Raw genomic sequence first — 18,218 nt, 5'->3', positions numbered from 1 at the left:
ACAGAGACAGGAACACCGACGGTTTGTGCTGGTTTTGCTCCCGGAGCGAGGCGATGGCGTCGCCAAGGGGCGGATCTGGCTCACCGGATAAACGCATCGGGTAATCCCCGGCAAAAAAAAGTAAAATCACGGCCACCTGTAAAACCCACGGACGCCAGTGCTGCGAAGTCGCCGCTGATGATTCTCCAGAGTTTGTATAAATGCCTGTGCTCGAAAGCCCTTTCGCCCAACTCCGCTTGATCCGCCAACCTGAACAGCAAAACGAGCCGTTACAGGCTTTCGACGCTGCGGACGAGTATCTGCTTAACCATTTGGCCGAACAGGGTCTGCCCGCCAACAGCCGGGTGCTGGTGCTTAATGACAGTTTTGGGGCACTGGCGATCAGTCTGGTGACCACCATGCACGTCACCAGCAGCAGCGATTCGTTCCTCGCCATCCAGGCCCTGGAAAAGAACCTGGTACGCAACGGTCATGCATTCGATGCCGTCACGGTCATTCCTGCCAGCGAGCCACTGCTTGGCCCTTTCGACTGCGTGCTGGTGCGAGTGCCCAAAACCCTGGCGCTGCTCGAAGAACAGCTCATTCGTCTGCAAGGCCAGTTGGCCCCGGGCGCGCAAGTGATTGCAGGCGCAATGGTCAAACATCTGCCCCGTGCAGCCGGCGATTTGCTAGAGCGCTATATCGGCCCGGTCCAGGCTTCACTGGCAGTAAAAAAAGCCCGCTTGCTGATTGCTGACCCTGAAGCCAAAGGGCCGTTTGCCTCGCCCTACCCTTCGCGCTACTCACTGGACGAGCCCGCCATCGAGCTGCTCAACCATGCCAATGTCTTCTGCCGTGAAGGGCTGGACATCGGCACCCGTGCGTTCCTGCCCCACCTGCCCAAAAACCTGGGCTCGGCCCGGGTTGCGGACCTGGGTTGCGGCAATGGCGTACTGGCTATCGCCAGCGCTTTGAATAACCCGGACGCCCACTACACGCTGGTGGATGAATCCTTCATGGCGGTGCAATCAGCTCGCGAAAACTGGCAGGCGGCGCTGGGCGAGCGAGAAGTGTCTGTGCGGGCCGGTGACGGCCTGGCGGGGCAGGAACCCGATTCACTGGACGTAGTGCTGTGCAACCCGCCTTTCCACCAGCAACAAGTGGTGGGGGACATTCTGGCCTGGCGGATGTTTCAGCAAGCCCGGGAAGCACTGGTCGTCGGCGGTGCGCTGTACATCGTCGGCAATCGCCATCTGGGTTATCACAGCAAGCTGGCCAAACTGTTTCGCGGTGTCGAACAGGTGGCTGCCACGCCCAAGTTTGTGATTCTCAAAGCACGCAAGTAGGCACGATTGGCCCTACAACCAAAAACCCTCCGAAGAGGGTTTTTTAGTCTGTGGCGAGCCTCAGTGACTCTTCATGCCCGCAGCGGTCATGAACAGTCGGATCAGCCAGGCAAATACGCCCAGTGACACCACACTGGCGGTCCAGATCACCAGCAACCAGCCAATGCGTTGCCACAACGGCTTTTTCTCGGCCTCTTGCACTTCGTGTAGATAGTCCTTGCCAGCCATGTTGCGGCCTCCTCTCGGGAAAAGGCTGCGACCCTCAGGCCGCAGCGGCACACTAGTGATAGCCGTCTTCGTGGGTCACCTTGCCGCGGAACACGTAGTAGCTCCAGAAGGTGTAACCCAGAATGAACGGGATGATGAACAGGGTGCCCACCAGCATAAAGCCTTGGCTTTGCGGCGGTGCGGCAGCTTCCCAGATCGTGATTGATGGCGGGATGATGTACGGCCACAGGCTGATACCCAAACCGCTGTAGCCCAGGAATATCAATACCAGGGTCAACAGAAACGGGGTGTAGTGGGCGTTGCGGGCAATCGCTTTGAACAGACCGAACATCGTCACCAACACCAGAATCGGCACTGGCAGGAACCAGAACAGATTTGGCAGGGTGAACCAGCGCGCAGCGATTTCAGAATGTGCCAGCGGCGTCCACAGGCTGACAATGCCCATCAACACCAGAACTGCCAGGGCCAGCGGGCGCCCCAGTTTGTGCATCTGCTGTTGCAGGTCGCCCTGGGTTTTCATGATCAGCCAGGTACACCCCAGCAGGGCATAAGCCACGATCAATGCAAGGCCGCAGAACACGGTAAAAGGAGAGAGCCAGTCCAGGCCGCCGCCGGCGTACTGCCGGTTGACTACCGGTATACCGTCAATGAAGGCCCCCAGTGCCACCCCCTGGAAAAACGTGGCCACCAGAGAACCGCCAATAAATGACTTGTCCCAGATATGACGTTTCTCGGGCCTGGCCTTGAAGCGAAACTCAAAGGCCACACCGCGGAAGATCAGGCCCAGCAGCATCAGGATCAACGGCAGGTACAACGCTGACAATACGACCGAATAAGCCAGCGGGAAGGCGCCAAACAACGCCGCGCCGCCCAGCACCAGCCAGGTTTCGTTGCCGTCCCAGACGGGGGCAACCGTATTCATCATCACATCACGATCACTGTCGTTCTTGATGAACGGGAAAAGGATACCGATCCCGAGATCGAAGCCATCCATGATCACGTACATCATGATCCCGAAGATGATGATGATTGCCCAGATAAGTGGCAGATCAATACCCATGACTCAATTCCCCTTAGTCAGGCTGTCGCTGTGGCCTTCATCCGTACCCTCATGGGCAGCAGACAGAGGACGGGAAGGCGTGCGTGGCTGGCCTGGACCACCTTCGTTGTGGGTTTCGCCTTCATGGGTGATCGGGCCCTTGCGCACCAGACGCATCATGTAGCCCAGACCCACACCAAACAGCGCGAAGTACACCAGTACAAACAGGACCAGAGTGATGCTCATTTGCGTGACGCTGTGGTTGGACGACGCATCCGCTGTGCGCATGAGCCCGTACACCACCCACGGCTGACGCCCGATTTCAGTGGTAAACCAGCCCATCAGGATCGCCACCAGACCCGAAGGTCCCATCCACAGCACCAGACGCAGGAACCAGCGGTTCTCGTACAGCGTCCCGGTCTTGCGCAACCACAGGCTCCACAAGCCGATGAAGATCATCAGCATGCCCAGCGCAACCATGATCCGGAACGTGAAGAACACGATGGTCGAGTTCGGACGATCTGCGGCCGGGAAGTCCTTCATTGCCGGGATCTGTTTATCCAGACTGTGGGTCAGGATCAGGCTGCCCAGGTACGGCAGTTCGATCTTGTAGTCCGTCGTCTCGGTTTTCATGTTCGGGATGCCAAACAGGATCAGCGGCGAAGGCTCACCGGGCTTGTTCTCCCAGTGACCTTCGATCGCAGCAATTTTCACTGGCTGATACTCAAGCGTATTCAGGCCGTGGGCGTCGCCGATAAAGGCTTGGACCGGTGCGACCACCAGCGCCATCCACATCGCCATCGAAAACATGCGGCGGATGGCGGGAGTGTTGCGGCCGCGCAGCAGGTGCCAGGCTGCCGAAGCGCCGACAAAGAACGCCGTGGCCAAAAAGGCGGCCGTGGCCATGTGCGCCAGACGGTAAGGGAAGGACGGGTTGAAAATCACTGCCAGCCAGTCCATCGGGATTACCCGGCCATCAATGATTTCGAAGCCTTGGGGGGTCTGCATCCAGCTGTTGGACGCCAGAATCCAGAATGTCGAAACCAGTGTGCCCAGGGCCACCATCACCGTGGAGAACATGTGCATCCCGCGACCGACACGGTTCCAGCCGAACAGCATCACGCCCAGAAAACCGGCTTCAAGGAAGAACGCGGTGAGGACTTCGTACGTCAGCAAGGGCCCCGTAACAGCGCCGGCAAAGTCTGAGAACCGCGACCAGTTCGTACCGAACTGATAGGCCATGACCAGGCCGGATACCACGCCCATGCCAAAATTGACTGCAAATATCTTCGACCAAAAGTGATACAGATCGCGGTAGGTGTCCTCACGGGTTTTCAGCCACATCCCTTCGAGCACCATGAGATAACTGGCAAGACCGATGGTAATGGCGGGAAAAATAATGTGAAACGACACGGTAAACGCGAACTGGATTCGGGCGAGATCGAGAGCCTCAAAACCGAACATATGTCTTCCTCTATCAGGTATCAGGTCGTTCAGAACACAGACGCTACGCCTGTGTCCAACTTCCCTGCTGATAATGGCCTCAGCGAATCGGTGTCCGCTTTTGCAACCACCACGCAAGGGGTCTGGCCGGCTGGCCATCCAGATAAACCGCAAATGGCTTTGACCTGGATCAAACATTGATCAAAGAGTAGTCCATTCCCGTCAGTGCGCTAATGTGGTTTTTTGCCGCGTGACATGATGTCCCATGGCCAGTAAAACACTGTTGCAGGAATCAAAACTCTCGTCCAAAAAGCCTCTACCGGCAGCGCTTCAAGTGATCGTTGCGCAGTCGAATTTGGGTCATTATTTGTTACACAAAAATGATAGTCTCAATCGCTCCAGCCCTCTGCCCCGACCCTTCAATGACCAGCCAGCCTCTCCTGTTACGTCATCACCGGCCATTTGTGGCCTTCTGGTTCGCCCGCATCTTCACTGCCAGCGCTTTTCAAATGCTGACCGTGGCCATTGGCTGGAATATCTACCAACTGACCGGCAACGTGATGGATCTGGGCTGGGTCGGGCTGATCGAGTTCGCCCCGCGGGTGATGTTCATGCTGCACACCGGGCATGTGGCCGACCGCTATGATCGTCGCCGGGTCGCGGCCTTGTGCCAGTCGCTGCAGGCCATGATTGCCCTGACCCTGGCCATCAGCAGTGCAACCGACCATATAAGCCGTGAGTTGATCTTTGTCCTGGCGTTTCTGCTGGGGGGCGCCCGCTCATTTGAAATGCCCACCACCCAGGCATTACTGCCTTCTATAGTGCCCATCGCGCTGTTCCCGCGGGCCGTGGCGGCCGCACAAGCAGCCCAGCAATCAGCCACCATCGTTGCACCGGCACTGGGCGGGCTGCTTTATGCGTTTGGCAGCGTCTGGGTCTATGGCCCCACGGTGGTGCTGTACCTGATTGCCGCACTATTAATGAGCAATCTGCCTGCGCGCCAGACTGCACTGAACAAGGGCAAGGCGACCCTGGACTCACTGTTGGCCGGCATTCGGTTTATCCGCAGCCGGCCGGACATCCTCGGCGCCATCTCCCTGGACCTGTTCGCGGTGTTGCTCGGCGGCGCCACGGCGTTGCTGCCGGTGTTTGCCAAGGACATCCTGCTCACCGGGCCTTGGGGGCTGGGCATGTTGCGCTCAGCGCCTGCAGTCGGTGCCCTGCTGATGTCACTGTGGCTGGCCAGGTTCCCGGTTGAACGCAAGGTGGGGCGCATCATGTTTACTGCTGTGGGCGTATTTGGCGTCGCGACCATCGCGTTCGGGCTGTCGACCTCGTTCTGGTTTTCGATGGCGGTGCTGGTGGTGCTGGGTGCGGCAGACATGATCAGCATGGTGATCCGCGCCTCGTTCGTGCAGCTGGAAACGCCCGATGAAATGCGCGGGCGGGTCAGTGCAGTCAATGGCCTGTTTATTGGTGCTTCCAACCAGTTGGGCGAATTCGAGTCCGGTGCTACCGCCCATTGGCTGGGCACCGTGCCTGCCGTGTTGCTGGGCGGGGTCGGCACCCTGGTGGTCACGGGGCTGTGGATAAAACTGTTCCCCGGGCTGGCCAATCGCGACCGGATGGTGGAAGAGAAACAACCGGATCAACTGTAATACCAGCGCCAGCCGCGGCCCCTCTTCTATAGCTGTGCGGCCACTGCGTTGCGTCGAGCCTTGCCGCCGAGCTGCTCGACCAGCGTGAGAGCAAACGCCAAAGCCGCCCCTGAGCCTTGGGCGGTGATGCAGTTGCCATCCACCACTACCGGCTGGTCGATGAAGTTGCATCCCGAAAGCCGGTCGCTGACAGCAGGCAGGCATGTCATGCGCCGCTGCTTGAGCAGCCCGGCAGGCTGCAGAACCAAAGCTGGAGCCTGGGCAATCGCCGCGTAAAAACCTCCGGCCCTGGCCTGATCCGCCAACATGTGCAGCAGAGGTTGATGCGCCACCAGGTGCTCACAACCCACTGCACCTCCCGGCAACACAATCAGGTCAAAAGGTTGCGCCAGCAGGTCAACCAGCATGCCGTCGGCGGTCAGCCGTGTGCCCCGGGCGCAGGTCAACATGCGTCGCCCCTCGACACTGGCAACCACCACCTCGACCTCGGCACGACGCAGTACATCGATCAAGGTCACGGTTTGCAGGTCGTCGACGCCTTCAGCAACAGCAATCAAGGCTCTAAAGGTCATGGGGCATCTCGCACAGGGGGTCGTATCAGCCTAGTCCAGCTTCGCCTCCAGGGTACTGGCTACTTTATATACAGCCTGGCGCCGAGACGATTGTGCGGGGAAGTCAGGGAGGTGTTACTGAACTCGAACCAGCCGCCATCCTTGTTACCCAGATCGAAGCTATAAAGGTAACCCACCGTAGTACCGGCACCATTACAGGTCACAAGGCCTTCACCCTGATTGCACACCGGGGTGCGGACGCCATCCACTTCCTGGCCGTCCAGGCTCACATTCGGCTGGCCGCCATAGCCGCGTTCAAGCACGTAAACCTTGATGCCCGGGCCCTGATGGTCGCATTTGGTCTGTTCGCGGCCATCCGACACATCCTCTACGGCGCAGGATACAGACACCACCTTGAGTATTTCGACGCGGCTCAGGGGCATCGCCGGTGCAGCGTTCAAAGCAGCACTTATCAACAGGGTGAAACAGACAAAAACAGGCTTGATAGTGCACTTCATGATTTACCCCAAAAACTGGCATGCAGTATGCCTGTGCCCTCGACGTTACAAAACATTGCCCCGCTGGGTAACCAAAGCAGCCAGACGTTGGAGTCTGCTGGTATGATGCGCGGCTTTTTCCGACAGACAGAAATTCTTCAGACTATTAGAGTCTGTTGAAAACGATTTAATCACGGCGCATTGGGCGCCACGGGGACTGGCATGCTGGAAAGGCTGTTTCAACTCAAAGCACATGACACCAATGTGCGTACCGAGATTCTTGCGGGTATCACCACCTTCCTGGCGATGGCCTACATTCTCTTCGTGAACCCGAGCATCCTCGGCGAAACGGGCATGGACAAAGGCGCCGTATTTGTCGCCACCTGTCTGGCAGCCGCCATCGGCTCGGCCACCATGGGCATCATCGCCAACTACCCGATCGCCCTGGCTCCGGGCATGGGCCTGAACGCCTTCTTCACCTATACCGTGGTGCTGCACATGGGCCACACCTGGCAAGTGGCGCTGGGTGCAGTGTTCATTTCAGCGGTGTTGTTCTTCCTGTTGTCGATCTTCCGCATCCGCGAATGGATCATCAACAGCATCCCGCTGCCCCTTCGCTCGGCTATTGCCGCGGGCATCGGCCTGTTCCTCGCGCTGATTGCACTGGGTAACGCCGGGATCGTCGTCGCCAACAAAGCCACCCTGGTGGGCATGGGCGACCTGAGCCAGCCTAAAGTCATTCTCGCCTCTCTGGGTTTTGCACTGATCGTAGGCCTTGAAGCCCTGAAAATGCGCGGCGCCGTGCTGATCGGCATTCTGGCCGTGACCGTTGCCTCGATTGCACTGGGTGTCACCGAATTTGGTGGTGTAGTGTCGATGCCGCCGTCCCTGGCCCCGACCTTCCTGCAATTGGACATTAAAGGTGCTCTGGACATCGGCCTGATCAGCGTGATCTTCGCCTTCCTGTTCGTTGACCTGTTCGACAACTCCGGCACCCTGATCGGCGTAGCCAAGCGCGCCGGCCTGATGGGCAAAGACGGGCACATGCCGAAAATGGGCCGGGCCCTGATCGCCGACAGCACCGCGGCCATGGCCGGTTCGTTGCTGGGTACCTCGACCACCACCAGCTACATCGAGTCGGCAGCAGGCGTGAGTGCCGGCGGCCGGACCGGTCTGACAGCCATCGTGGTCGGCATCATGTTCCTGCTGGCGTTGTTCTTCTCGCCATTGGCCGCCAGCGTTCCGGCGTTCGCGACCGCCCCGGCGCTGATGTTCGTTGCCGTATTGATGATGAGCGGCCTGGCCGAAATCGACTGGGACGACATCACCGTCGCCGCTCCGGTCGTGGTCACCGCCCTGGCGATGCCGTTCACCTATTCCATCGCCAACGGCATCGCCTTCGGCTTTATTTCCTGGACCGTGATCAAACTGCTGTCGGGCCGCGCTCGCGAGCTCAATGCGCCGCTGATCATTCTGTCGATTCTGTTTGTGATCAAACTGGGTTGGTTTAACGCATGAGTGCTTTGCCGTTTGATTCTGCTACCTACGCCATTGAGCTTGAGGCCAAGACCAATCGTCTGCGCGAGCTGTTAGCGCCCTTCGACGCGCCTGAGCCACAGGTGTTCGACTCGCCTCTGAAGCACTTCCGCCTGCGGGCCGAATTCCGCCTGTGGCGCGAAGGGGGCGAGCGTCACTACGCCATGTTTGCGCCGGATGACAAGCGCACGCCGATCCTGATCGAAGAGTTCCCGATTGCCAGCCTGCGCATCAATCAATTGATGCCGCAACTCAAGGCCGCCTGGAAAGCCAGCGCCGCCCTGAGCCACAAACTGTTCCAGGTGGAGTTCCAGACCACTCTGTCCGGCGATGCGATGGTCACTTTGTGCTATCACCGCCCGCTGGACGAACACTGGCAGACCGCGGCCGAACAGTTGGCCAAAGACCTGGAAATCAGCGTGATTGGCCGTTCCAAAGGCAAACGCGTAGTGATCGGGCGTGATCACGTGGTCGAGCAGTTGGTCGTGGCCGGCCGCACCTTCACTTATCAACAGCCCGAAGGCGCGTTCACTCAGCCAAACGGCACGGTCAACCAGAAGATGCTCAACTGGGCATACGAAGCGCTGGGCGAGCGTCAGGATGATCTGCTGGAGCTGTACTGCGGCAACGGCAACTTCACCCTGCCGCTGGCCACCCGCGTACGCAAAGTGCTGGCCACCGAAATCAGCAAGACCTCGGTGTATGCCGCGCTGAACAACCTGCGCGACAACGCTGTGGATAACGTCACGCTGGTGCGTTTGTCAGCCGAAGAGCTGACCGAGGCCCTGAACGAAGTCCGTCCCTTCCGCCGCTTGCAGGGCATTGACCTGAAAAGCTACGAATTTGGCAGCGTCTTCGTGGACCCGCCACGCGCGGGCATGGACCCGGACACCTGCGAGCTGACCCGACGCTTCGACAACATCCTGTACATCTCCTGCAACCCGGCCACCTTGGCCGAAAATATCGCCCAATTGCACGATACCCACCGTATCGAGCGTTGCGCCGTGTTCGACCAGTTCCCGTGGACTCACCACATGGAATCGGGCGTGTTGCTGGTTCGCCGGTAAACACCTGCACCACTCTTTGGTAGCCCTGCCCCAGGCAGCGGCTACCCATATTCTGCCGTCAAGCCCGGGGATATCACGCCTGCAAATAGCGTAAAACCGAGTCGGTAATCATCTCGCGCTGACGCTGCTTTATCTGGCTGTCGGACAAATCGATCTGAAAAATCTCACCCAGCGTGTAGCGGTTCGACACCCGATAAAAGCAGAACGAACTCACCAGCAAGTGGACGTCGAGCGCATTGAGCCCCGGCCGAAACACCTTCTGCTGCACCCCTCGCTGCAAGATTTCTTCCAGCGCATGCACGATTGTGTCGTTCAGGGCTTTGATGCCTGACGAACGTTTGATGTACTCACCCTTGTGGATATTTTCGACGCTGACCATGCGCACAAAGTCCGCGTTCAGGTCGTGGTGGTCAAAAGTGAATTCCACCAGCCTGCGAATCGCCGGCACCGGCGCCAGCTCCTCGAGATGCAACTGGCTTTCAATGTGCCGGATCTCACCGTAGAGCTTCTCCAGTACTTCGACGTAGAGCTGCTCCTTGCTGGTGAAGTAGTAATAGATCATGCGTTTGGAGGTGTTGGTGCGCTCCGCGATCGCGTCCACCCGTGCCCCCGCCAACCCCTGCTCCACAAATTCGACAAGGGCTTCTTGCAGAATGTTTTCGCGGGTCTTTTCCGGGTTGTTTTTACGGCTTTTACGCGGTTCGACAACCGGGGCCGTGGCGCCGGTGTCGACTTCTGGAATCTGGGTCATTAAAGGCTCACGGCCATCTGGGAATGCCCGCGATTATGGGCCGCCCCGTCCATCGAAGGAAGTCGCCCGACCTATAACTTGGCCTGACGCGCGGCACCACTGCGGGACTTGGCCATCGCCGCCAACCTGACGGGGACGTTGGCCGCGCCATAGCCGGCATACCCGTTTTTGCGCTGCAGCAACTCAAAGAAGAAACGCCCGGCAAAAGGCTCGGTGTACACGTGAAACAGTTCACCACCCTGGGCATCACGGTCGTACAACACGTTGAAATAGGCCAGCTCGCTCAAAAACTCATCATCAAAATCAAAGCGCGCCGCCAGATCGTCGTAGTAGTTGAGCGGGATATCCAGCAGCGGTACGCCCGCAGATTTGGCACGGCTGACCTCGGCAAACAGGTCGTCACACTCGAATGCGATGTGATGTACGCCGGAGCCGCGATAACTCGACAAAGCATGTGAGATCGCGGTGTTTCTATTCTCGGAAATATTCAGCGGCAAGCGAATGGAGCTGCATCGGCTACGCAATGCCCGGCTTTTGACCAGACCATAGGGGTCAGGGAGTACCACTTCGTCATCGGCTTCAAAGTCCAGCAGGCCTTTATAGAACAGTACCCAACTGTCGAGGCTGTCCGCCGGTAACGCCATGGCCATGTGGTCAATGCGTTTAAGCCCGCCTTGCGCAGCAGGGACCGCCGTGAGGTTGAAGTCGGACTGGTACAGCGGGTTGCCTGCAGCGTCCTGGTCCACCAGATAAATCAGACTGCCATCCGGCGCCCGCACGGCCGCCAGTTCCAGCTCGTTGGGGCCGACCAGCCCGCGATACGGCTGGCCTTTGTAGGCCACGGCGCGGGCCAGTGCGCTGGTGCTGTCCTGTACCCGTATGGCGGTGGCGCACAACGAAGGCCCGTGGGCCTCGAAAAAGTTGTGTGCAAACGAGTAAGGCTCAGCATTGAGAATCAGATTGATATCGCCCTGGCGCAACAAGCTGACATTTTTCGAACGATGCTGACCGGCCTTGCTGAAGCCCAGACGCTCAAACCATTGCGTCAACTGGGCGCCCTGACTGTCATCCACGGCAAATTCGAGAAACTCGATGCCGTCGTAGTCACTCGCCTTTGGCGGCGCGAATAACGGCTCCAGCAGCGTTGCCGGTTCGCCCTGGCGAGCCAGACGTTCACGGGTTTTTTCTTCGAGATACAACAGCGAACGAAAACCGTCAGCGGCATTGGCCCGGGTAGGCGCCGCGCGAAAGCCGTCATTGAAAATTTCCAGCGACAAGGGACCTGTGTAGCCACTCTGAATGATCGGCGCCAAAAAGCCCGGCAGGTCGAACTCGCCCTGCCCCGGGAAGCAGCGGAAATGACGGCTCCACTCCAGCACGTCCATCGCCAGCACGGGCGCATCGGCCATTTGTACGAAGAAGATCTTGTCACCCGGGATCTGCGCAATGGCACTCGGATCCCCCTTGAGCGACAAGGTGTGGAAGCTGTCGAGCAAAACACCCAGGCTCGGATGGTCGATCTGACGCACCAGGTCCCAGACCTGTTGCCAGGTATTCACGTGGCGCCCCCATGCCAGGGCCTCGTAGCCGATACGTAAATTGCGCGCACCGGCGCGTTCGGCGAGCAGGCTCAGGTCATCCAGCAAAATCTGCCGCTCGCCCACGCAATCGGCAGAGGCGTTACTGCACACCAGCACCAGGTCGGTGCCCAGTTCCTGCATCAAATCGAATTTGCGTTCGGCACGGTCCAGGTTGCGTGCCAGGCGGTCGCGGCGGCAGCCTTCAAAATCGCGAAAGGGCTGGAACAGGCTGATGGCCAGGCCCAGGTCTGCACATATCTGGCGCACCTCGCGCGGGCTGCCGTCATAATAAAGCAGGTCGTTTTCAAAGATTTCGACCCCGTCAAAACCTGCCGCCGCAATGGCATCCAGCTTCTCCGGCAAAGTGCCGCTCAAAGAAACAGTGGCAATCGAACGCTTCATTTTTAACTCCCGGAATTGGCACAGCCTGCAGACGACAGTATTTCTTGATGGCCTGATTATTAAGGGCGCCCTATTATTGAGCAATCACTGTGTACCAAACAGTTAGTTTTGCGTGCGATTATCGAACACTATGGCCTGTCTCGAATTGACGACTTTTTATCCAGTCGCCACCATCCATCCAGCACTGGCATCACCCATAACAATTCCAAGAAACGGATAAACAACCATGGTCCCTTCTCAGACTGCACGTACCAAGCCTGCCCAAGGTCCACATGCGGGTATCGGCGACAAGATCCGCGGCACCATGGCGCTCGGCAAGACCCGCTGGGGCATGCTCGCACTGGTGTTTTTCGCCACCACCCTGAACTTCATCGACCGCGCCGCCCTGGGCGTGATGCAACCGATTCTGGCCAAAGAAATGAGCTGGACGGCGATGGACTACGCCAACATCAATTTCTGGTTTCAGGTGGGCTACGCCATCGGCTTCGTCCTGCAAGGGCGCCTGATCGACCGGGTGGGCGTAAAACGCGTGTTCTTCTGCGCCGTATTGCTCTGGAGCCTGGCCACGGGCGCCCATGGCCTGGCCACGTCGGCCGCGGGCTTCATGATCTGCCGCTTTATTCTCGGTTTGACCGAAGCAGCCAACTATCCGGCCTGCGTCAAGACCACGCGCCTGTGGTTTCCGGCCAGCGAACGGGCAGTGGCCAGCGGCATATTCAACGCCGGGACCAACGTTGGGGCCATGTTTACGCCGATGCTGTTGCCCCTGGTGCTGCATGTATGGGGCTGGCAAGCCGCCTTCTTGTGCATGGCCGCACTGGGCGGTATCTGGCTGATCTTCTGGGGGTTGAAGTACTACAACCCTGAAGATCATCCGACTGTCTCCAAAGAGGAACTGAGCTACATCCAGCAAGAAAAAGAGCCGGAGCAGACCACCGTTTCTTTTGCCACCATCCTCAAGATGCGCGGCACCTGGGCATTTGCCTTGTCCTACGCCATGACGGCACCTGTGTTCTGGTTCTATCTTTACTGGCTGCCGCCCTTCCTCAACCAGCAGTACAACCTGGGGATCAGCGTCACGCAGATGGGTATCCCGCTGATCATCATCTACATCACCGCTGACTTCGGCAGCGTCGGCGGCGGGATTCTGTCTTCGGTACTGATCAAGCGCGGCATGGCGGCGGTCAAGGCACGCCTGGTTTCAATGCTGTTGTGTGCCATCTCCATCATTGGCGTGGTGATGGCCGCAGGCTCCAGCCAGCTGTGGGTGGCTGTCGGCGCAATTGCCCTGGCACTCGGCGCGCACCAGGCCTGGACGGCCAACGTATGGAGCATGGTGATGGACTACACGCCCAAACACATGATGGGCACCGTGTTCGGCTTTGGCGGGATGTGTGCTGCCATTGGCGGGATGTTCATGACCCAGTTCGTGGGCTATGTACTGACTGTCACCAACAACAATTACACATTGTTGTTCACTATGATTCCGGCGATGTACTTCATTGCGTTAGTGTGGATGTACTTCATGGCTCCGCGAAAAATCCCACAGGTATAGAAAGCGGGCCAGACCTCCCCACGCAGCGACAGATTGAGGTATTTGATGACAATGCCCACCCCCCTTTCAGGGGTTAACCAGCCTTTGAAAGGCATCCTGCTGATTGTGGCGGCCACGGCCCTGTTCTCCAGTCACGACGCACTGTCCAAGTACCTCAGTGGTTTTTATCCGGTCGTGATGGTGGTGTGGGCCCGTTATCTGGTGCACACCCTGCTGATGGCCGGGATTTTCCTGCCGCAGTCCGGGCTGCGGGTCTTACGTAGCAAGCGCCCTTTGCTACAGGTCTTGCGGGCAATATGCCTGCTGGGGTCAGGGTTGTTTTTTACCTACGGCCTGCTGTTTATTCCGTTGGCCGAAAACACCGCGGTTAACTTTCTGGCGCCGCTGCTGGTGGCTGCATTGTCCGGGCCGTTGCTGGGTGAGAAGGTTTCACTCGGCCAATGGCTGGCCGTGGTCTGCGGATTTATCGGCGTGGTGATCATCATTCATCCGGGCGGCGAATTATTCACCCCGGCGGTGTTATTACCGATGGCGGCAGCGTTGTGTTTTAGCTGCTATCAGATTCTCACCCGCAAACTCAGCGCGTATGACAGCCCGACGACCAGCAACTTCTTTGCCGGGCTATTCAATGTGCTGGTGATGAGCGCGCTGGTGCCGTTCTTCTGGCACACCCCGACCCTGGCGCATGGCCTGCAGATGCTTGCCCTGGGCGCTTTTGGCATGACGGCACACTTGCTGTTGACCCAGTCTTTTCGCGTCGCGGCCCCGGCACTGCTGGCGCCGTTCAGCTATTGCCAGATCGTGTTTTCCGGGATATTGGGCTGGTTACTTTTTGATCACACACCTGACTTCACTACCCGTATCGGCATCGCCATTATCTGCATCAGCGGCCTGGCGGCGGCCTTGCAGCAACGCCGCGCACGCGCCTGAACCCTTTTATGTAGGAGCGAGCTTGCTCGCGAGCATTTAAGAGCTCGCTCCTACAGGGCTTTAGAAGTCGAAAAACACCGTTTCGTTTGGCCCCTGCAGGTAGATATCAAACCGGTAGGCCGGCTTGCCATCCACTTCGCAACGCCGGGCGATCAGCGTTTCGCGACGCTGCGGTTGCTCGATCAGGTTGAGCACCGGGCATTTGCCATTGGCCTCAGGCTCGTCGCTGAAGTACAGGCGGGTCTGCAGGTGGATATTGATGCCCCGGGCAAACAGCGACACGTTGATGTGCGGCGCCATTGGCACGCCAGCTGCGTTATTTACCACCCCCGGCTTGATGGTGTTCAGGGTCCATTCACCGGCATCAAAGGTGGTGGCGGTACGGCCAAAGCTGTTGAAGCCTTTTTCCGAATCAAAGTCTTCGTCGTAAACCCCTTCATGGTTGGCTTGCCACAGTTCCAGAAATGAATCGCGCACCAGGTGCCCGTTACCGTCGTGCACGTTGCCTAGCAACAGGATGTGCTCGCCCGGCGCGCCGGGTTTGGCCATCTCGCTCCAGATTTCCACTGGGCGTGCCGGGTTGCCGGCCGCGGCCAGTGCCAGGCCGATATGCACATAGGGGCCAGCCGTTTGCGATGGGGTTTCCTGCAGCAGTTCGATAGGCATGACGAAGCTCCTCAGCAGTTTTCGAAGTGTGTCTTGCGCTGACCGCGCAGCACGATATCAAAGCGATATGCCAGGCAATCCATTGGATTGGCAGCGCCCATGTCCAGCCGTGCAATCAGGCTTTGCACGGCATCCGGATTGGTAATCGACTTGACGATCGGGCACATAGGGATCAGCGGATCCCCCTCGAAATACAGCTGGGTAATCAGGCGCGTCGCGATCGAAGGACCGCTGATGGAGACGTGGATGTGCGCCGGGCGCCAGTCATTGGGCCCGTTACGCCAAGGATACGGTCCCGGTTTTACGGTCCGAAAACTGTAATAGCCCTGGCTGTCGGTCAGGGTACGGCCCACGCCACCAAAGTTGGGGTCCAGGGGCGCCAGGTAACGGTCGTTTTTGTGGCGATAACGGCCACCGGCGTTGGCTTGCCACATCTCGACCAGAGTGTGGGGAATCGGCTTGCCGTACTGATCGCATACGCGGCCCGACAACAGAATCCGCTCGCCCACCGGCAAACCGCCATTGTTGAAGTTGAGCAGCAGATCGTTGTCAAACTTGCCCAATTGAAGATGGGAAAAGTCAGGACCACTGGTTTCACTGACCGATTGCGGGATGCTCACCAGTGCCTGGCGCGGCGAACGGGCAATGGAGGTTTTGTAATCAGGGGTCAGCGCTTTGGGGTGCCAGTTGCGGTCACGGATGACAAAACGCCGGCTGTCTGCATCAGACATGTCGATCTCCTGTTGTTTTTATAAAGGCCATGCCCCTCCCCTGACCTTTGTAGGAGCGAGCTTGCTCGCGAGCAAGCTCGCTCCTACAAAGGTCAGGGCGGAGCAGGCAGTTAATGGCCAGTTTCAAACAACAGGCAGGTGGGGACTACTGAAAAGGCATCCTCAACCCATAACCATATGGTTATGGATAAACACCTTCGCAATAGGCCTGCCCCAACTCGCGCAGCACTTCGACACAGCCCTGTGCAGCCACCGACATTGGCACATGGGCGTTGCTGCAAATACCGATCGAGCCACCCGGTTCGCGCTGGCCGAGGTCGACTTCTTGCAGCTCACCGCTTGCCAGATCCAGGCGCACGGCATCCAGCGGTGCAATCCAGACCGCATCGTTATCCAGCACATAACGCCGGCTCAGGCTAATCGACAGGGTCTCCAGACGCTGACGGGACTGGCTGATGCCGCACTGTACGAACAGGCTGTCGGCAAAGGCACGGATGGTGGTATTGGCCAGCGGCAGGACCAGCGGGTAGTTTTCCAGCCAGCTGCGATCCAGCGGCGATTGCGTCAGCGGGTGGCCAGCACGCACCACCAGGGTCATGGATTCGCTGTAAAGATGTTCAAAATTCATCCCCTGGATTTGCGGGCTGTCCGTCATCCGCCCCACCACCAGATCAACATCCCCTACCCGTAACTGCGACAACAGGTACGCGCTCGGCCCCGTCACCACGCTCACCACCAGCGACGAATGCCGCGCATGCAGGCGGCGCACCAACTCGGGTATCAGCAGACTTTCAACGGTCGACAACACCCCCAGGCGTACCGTCCCGCCCGCATACTCGCCACCGCGCAAGGCATTGACCCCTTCGCGCAACGCCTGCACCGATGGCGTCGCATACCGCAGGAATGCCACACCGGCCTCGGTCAGGGTTATCCCGGATTTACTGCGTACAAACAGGCTGACCGTCAACAGCTCTTCGAGCTCCTTGAGGGTTTTTGACATGGCCGGCTGACTCACTGCCAGCACATCCGCCGCCCGCGCCAGGCTACCCTGACGTGCCATTTCCAGAAAGCACACCAGGTGCCGGTATTTGATGCGGGTATCAATGTTCACAAGGCTGACAACTCGGGGCGGGTACAGGCCGTATTCAACCACTTCAGCGCGGGGCCCGGAACTCTATTCAGGCACTGGCGGTCTTTTTGCCGGGCCGGGCTAATCTGTCAGCCGTGCCAGCACCTGCTTTTGCAGTGCCTGGCGCGGTAACTGCCATACTCCTTGCGCACTGAACAGGCGTCTGACAACCGGGCTGGTGAAGCCCCTGTTCAGCAACAACACTTATCAACAGGATTTATCAGAGGATTGCCCCATGCTTTGGAAAAAAGGCCGACGCAGCGACAACGTGGAAGACGTGCGTGATCAAAGCACCGGGGGCGGTGGCGGGATGCGCATTGGCGGTGGCAAAGGCCTGAGCCTGATGGCGGTAGTGGTGATTGTCGGGATCGGCTTGTTGACCGGCCAGGACCCGATGCAGATTCTCGGGCAACTCAGCGGCCAGCTCACCGACCAGTCCTCGCCCCAGGTCACTCAGCAAGCCGGGCATGCGCCGCCAGCCAATGATCAACAAGCCGACTTCGTGCGCGCGGTGCTGGGCGATACCGAAGACACCTGGCGTCAGATTTTTCAACAGGCCGGACGCACCTATAAAGACCCGACACTGGTGCTGTTTCGCGGCCAGGTAAATTCCGCCTGCGGCTTTGCTTCAGCAGCCACCGGGCCGTTTTATTGCCCGGCAGATCAAAAGGTTTACCTGGACATGAGTTTCTTCCAGGAAATGTCCCAGCGCTTCAAGGCCGGTGGCGACTTCGCCCAGGCCTATGTAATCGCCCATGAGGTCGGCCATCACGTACAGAGCCTGCTGGGCATCTCGTCAAAAATGCAAATGGCCCGTCAACAAGGCAAGCGCATGGAAGGTGCAGGTGGCTTGCTGGTGCGCCAGGAATTGCAAGCCGACTGCCTGGCGGGAGTTTGGGCCAACCATGCACAAAAACGCCTGAACTGGCTGGAGCCCGGGGATATCGAGCAAGCCCTGAACGCCGCCAATGCCATCGGCGATGACCGCCTGCAGCAACAAAGCCAGGGCCGCGTGGTGCCGGATTCCTTTACCCACGGTACATCGGCGCAACGGGTGAAGTGGTTCAAGACCGGTTTCGCGCAGGGTGATGTCAACCAGTGCGACACCTTTTCGGCAGCGAAGCTTTAAG

General features: G+C 58.8%; 17 protein-coding genes. 7 read left to right on the top strand and 10 right to left on the bottom strand.

All coding sequences use genetic code 11. The annotated features are described in order from the left end of the window. The first annotated feature begins 200 nt into the window (after positions 1–200). Complete coding sequence (locus AOC04_RS00265; protein ID WP_060690642.1) at positions 201–1,325, top strand: methyltransferase; 1,125 nt, start codon at positions 201–203, stop codon at positions 1,323–1,325. Positions 1,326–1,385: 60 nt separating this feature from the next. Here AOC04_RS00265 and AOC04_RS00260 read toward each other — a convergent pair whose 3' ends face one another. From AOC04_RS00260 to AOC04_RS00250, 3 genes are read right to left on the bottom strand one after another with little or no spacing between them, the layout of a single operon-like run. Further along, positions 1,386–1,553, bottom strand: a complete 168-nt coding sequence (locus tag AOC04_RS00260) for a DUF2474 domain-containing protein (protein ID WP_060690641.1) — start codon at positions 1,551–1,553, stop codon at positions 1,386–1,388. A 52-nt stretch (positions 1,554–1,605) separates the two neighbouring features. After that, positions 1,606–2,613: a cytochrome d ubiquinol oxidase subunit II gene (gene cydB, locus AOC04_RS00255; protein WP_060690640.1), complete on the bottom strand. Its 1,008-nt coding sequence runs from the start codon at positions 2,611–2,613 to the stop codon at positions 1,606–1,608. A 3-nt stretch (positions 2,614–2,616) separates the two neighbouring features. After that, positions 2,617–4,056 (bottom strand): cytochrome ubiquinol oxidase subunit I, encoded by a 1,440-nt coding sequence (locus AOC04_RS00250; RefSeq protein WP_060690639.1) that lies wholly within the window; start codon positions 4,054–4,056, stop codon positions 2,617–2,619. A 401-nt stretch (positions 4,057–4,457) separates the two neighbouring features. On the opposite strand from AOC04_RS00250, the gene AOC04_RS00245 reads away from it, so the two are divergent. Beyond that, a complete protein-coding gene (locus AOC04_RS00245; RefSeq protein WP_060690638.1) occupies positions 4,458–5,693 on the top strand; it encodes an MFS transporter in 1,236 nt (411 codons plus the stop codon). Between the two features lie 26 nt (positions 5,694–5,719). Here AOC04_RS00245 and AOC04_RS00240 read toward each other — a convergent pair whose 3' ends face one another. After that, complete coding sequence (locus tag AOC04_RS00240) at positions 5,720–6,265, bottom strand: DJ-1 family glyoxalase III (RefSeq protein WP_060690637.1); 546 nt, start codon at positions 6,263–6,265, stop codon at positions 5,720–5,722. 59 nt (positions 6,266–6,324) lie between these two features. Then, positions 6,325–6,762 (bottom strand): DUF4879 domain-containing protein, encoded by a 438-nt coding sequence (locus AOC04_RS00235; protein WP_060690636.1) that lies wholly within the window; start codon positions 6,760–6,762, stop codon positions 6,325–6,327. A gap of 201 nt (positions 6,763–6,963) precedes the next feature. Between AOC04_RS00235 and AOC04_RS00230 the strand changes: the two genes are divergently transcribed. Together AOC04_RS00230 and trmA are read left to right on the top strand one after the other, a co-directional pair. Next, complete coding sequence (locus AOC04_RS00230) at positions 6,964–8,259, top strand: NCS2 family permease (RefSeq protein ID WP_060690635.1); 1,296 nt, start codon at positions 6,964–6,966, stop codon at positions 8,257–8,259. After that, a complete protein-coding gene (trmA, locus tag AOC04_RS00225; protein WP_060690634.1) occupies positions 8,256–9,344 on the top strand; it encodes a tRNA (uridine(54)-C5)-methyltransferase TrmA in 1,089 nt (362 codons plus the stop codon). Before AOC04_RS00230 ends, trmA begins: the two co-directional genes overlap by 4 nt. 73 nt (positions 9,345–9,417) lie before the next feature. Here the strand turns inward: trmA and AOC04_RS00220 are convergent, their stop codons facing one another. Together AOC04_RS00220 and quiC are read right to left on the bottom strand one after the other, a co-directional pair. Continuing rightward, positions 9,418–10,095, bottom strand: a complete 678-nt coding sequence (locus AOC04_RS00220; protein WP_060690633.1) for a TetR/AcrR family transcriptional regulator — start codon at positions 10,093–10,095, stop codon at positions 9,418–9,420. A gap of 71 nt (positions 10,096–10,166) precedes the next feature. After that, positions 10,167–12,077 (bottom strand): 3-dehydroshikimate dehydratase QuiC, encoded by a 1,911-nt coding sequence (quiC, locus tag AOC04_RS00215; RefSeq protein ID WP_060690632.1) that lies wholly within the window; start codon positions 12,075–12,077, stop codon positions 10,167–10,169. A gap of 226 nt (positions 12,078–12,303) precedes the next feature. Here quiC and AOC04_RS00210 point away from each other — a divergent pair, with 226 nt between their 5' ends. Both AOC04_RS00210 and AOC04_RS00205 read left to right on the top strand, forming a co-directional pair. Beyond that, positions 12,304–13,632, top strand: coding sequence for an MFS transporter (locus AOC04_RS00210; RefSeq protein ID WP_060690631.1), 1,329 nt, complete (start codon positions 12,304–12,306; stop codon positions 13,630–13,632). A 45-nt stretch (positions 13,633–13,677) separates the two neighbouring features. Then, entirely contained in the window at positions 13,678–14,562 is an 885-nt protein-coding gene (locus AOC04_RS00205; protein WP_060690630.1) for a DMT family transporter, read from the top strand. A gap of 60 nt (positions 14,563–14,622) precedes the next feature. On the opposite strand, the gene pcaG is transcribed toward AOC04_RS00205, so the two are convergent. The 3 genes from pcaG to pcaQ all read right to left on the bottom strand — a co-directional run bounded on the left by pcaG (position 14,623) and on the right by pcaQ (position 17,070). Beyond that, on the bottom strand, positions 14,623–15,228 hold the full coding sequence (gene pcaG, locus AOC04_RS00200; protein WP_060690629.1) for a protocatechuate 3,4-dioxygenase subunit alpha: 606 nt from the start codon (positions 15,226–15,228) through the stop codon (positions 14,623–14,625). An 11-nt stretch (positions 15,229–15,239) separates the two neighbouring features. After that, a complete protein-coding gene (pcaH, locus tag AOC04_RS00195) occupies positions 15,240–15,959 on the bottom strand; it encodes a protocatechuate 3,4-dioxygenase subunit beta (RefSeq protein WP_060690628.1) in 720 nt (239 codons plus the stop codon). Between the two features lie 181 nt (positions 15,960–16,140). Next, entirely contained in the window at positions 16,141–17,070 is a 930-nt protein-coding gene (gene pcaQ, locus AOC04_RS00190) for a pca operon transcription factor PcaQ (protein ID WP_060696828.1), read from the bottom strand. Between the two features lie 253 nt (positions 17,071–17,323). Between pcaQ and ypfJ the strand changes: the two genes are divergently transcribed. Further along, on the top strand, positions 17,324–18,217 hold the full coding sequence (ypfJ, locus tag AOC04_RS00185) for a KPN_02809 family neutral zinc metallopeptidase (RefSeq protein ID WP_060690627.1): 894 nt from the start codon (positions 17,324–17,326) through the stop codon (positions 18,215–18,217). Position 18,218 lies beyond the last annotated feature (1 nt).

Source organism: Pseudomonas versuta, assembly GCF_001294575.1.
GTDB lineage: Bacteria > Pseudomonadota > Gammaproteobacteria > Pseudomonadales > Pseudomonadaceae > Aquipseudomonas > Aquipseudomonas versuta.
This window is presented reverse-complemented; position numbering and strand designations above follow the sequence as displayed.

Coding starts and splice junctions, on each gene's coding strand:
- AOC04_RS00265 (WP_060690642.1), top strand. CDS start 201: ATGCCTGTGCTCGAAAGCCCTTTCGCCCAACTCCGCTTGATCCGCCAA.
- AOC04_RS00260 (WP_060690641.1), bottom strand. CDS start 1,553: ATGGCTGGCAAGGACTATCTACACGAAGTGCAAGAGGCCGAGAAAAAG.
- cydB (WP_060690640.1), bottom strand. CDS start 2,613: ATGGGTATTGATCTGCCACTTATCTGGGCAATCATCATCATCTTCGGG.
- AOC04_RS00250 (WP_060690639.1), bottom strand. CDS start 4,056: ATGTTCGGTTTTGAGGCTCTCGATCTCGCCCGAATCCAGTTCGCGTTT.
- AOC04_RS00245 (WP_060690638.1), top strand. CDS start 4,458: ATGACCAGCCAGCCTCTCCTGTTACGTCATCACCGGCCATTTGTGGCC.
- AOC04_RS00240 (WP_060690637.1), bottom strand. CDS start 6,265: ATGACCTTTAGAGCCTTGATTGCTGTTGCTGAAGGCGTCGACGACCTG.
- AOC04_RS00235 (WP_060690636.1), bottom strand. CDS start 6,762: ATGAAGTGCACTATCAAGCCTGTTTTTGTCTGTTTCACCCTGTTGATA.
- AOC04_RS00230 (WP_060690635.1), top strand. CDS start 6,964: ATGCTGGAAAGGCTGTTTCAACTCAAAGCACATGACACCAATGTGCGT.
- trmA (WP_060690634.1), top strand. CDS start 8,256: ATGAGTGCTTTGCCGTTTGATTCTGCTACCTACGCCATTGAGCTTGAG.
- AOC04_RS00220 (WP_060690633.1), bottom strand. CDS start 10,095: ATGACCCAGATTCCAGAAGTCGACACCGGCGCCACGGCCCCGGTTGTC.
- quiC (WP_060690632.1), bottom strand. CDS start 12,077: ATGAAGCGTTCGATTGCCACTGTTTCTTTGAGCGGCACTTTGCCGGAG.
- AOC04_RS00210 (WP_060690631.1), top strand. CDS start 12,304: ATGGTCCCTTCTCAGACTGCACGTACCAAGCCTGCCCAAGGTCCACAT.
- AOC04_RS00205 (WP_060690630.1), top strand. CDS start 13,678: ATGACAATGCCCACCCCCCTTTCAGGGGTTAACCAGCCTTTGAAAGGC.
- pcaG (WP_060690629.1), bottom strand. CDS start 15,228: ATGCCTATCGAACTGCTGCAGGAAACCCCATCGCAAACGGCTGGCCCC.
- pcaH (WP_060690628.1), bottom strand. CDS start 15,959: ATGTCTGATGCAGACAGCCGGCGTTTTGTCATCCGTGACCGCAACTGG.
- ypfJ (WP_060690627.1), top strand. CDS start 17,324: ATGCTTTGGAAAAAAGGCCGACGCAGCGACAACGTGGAAGACGTGCGT.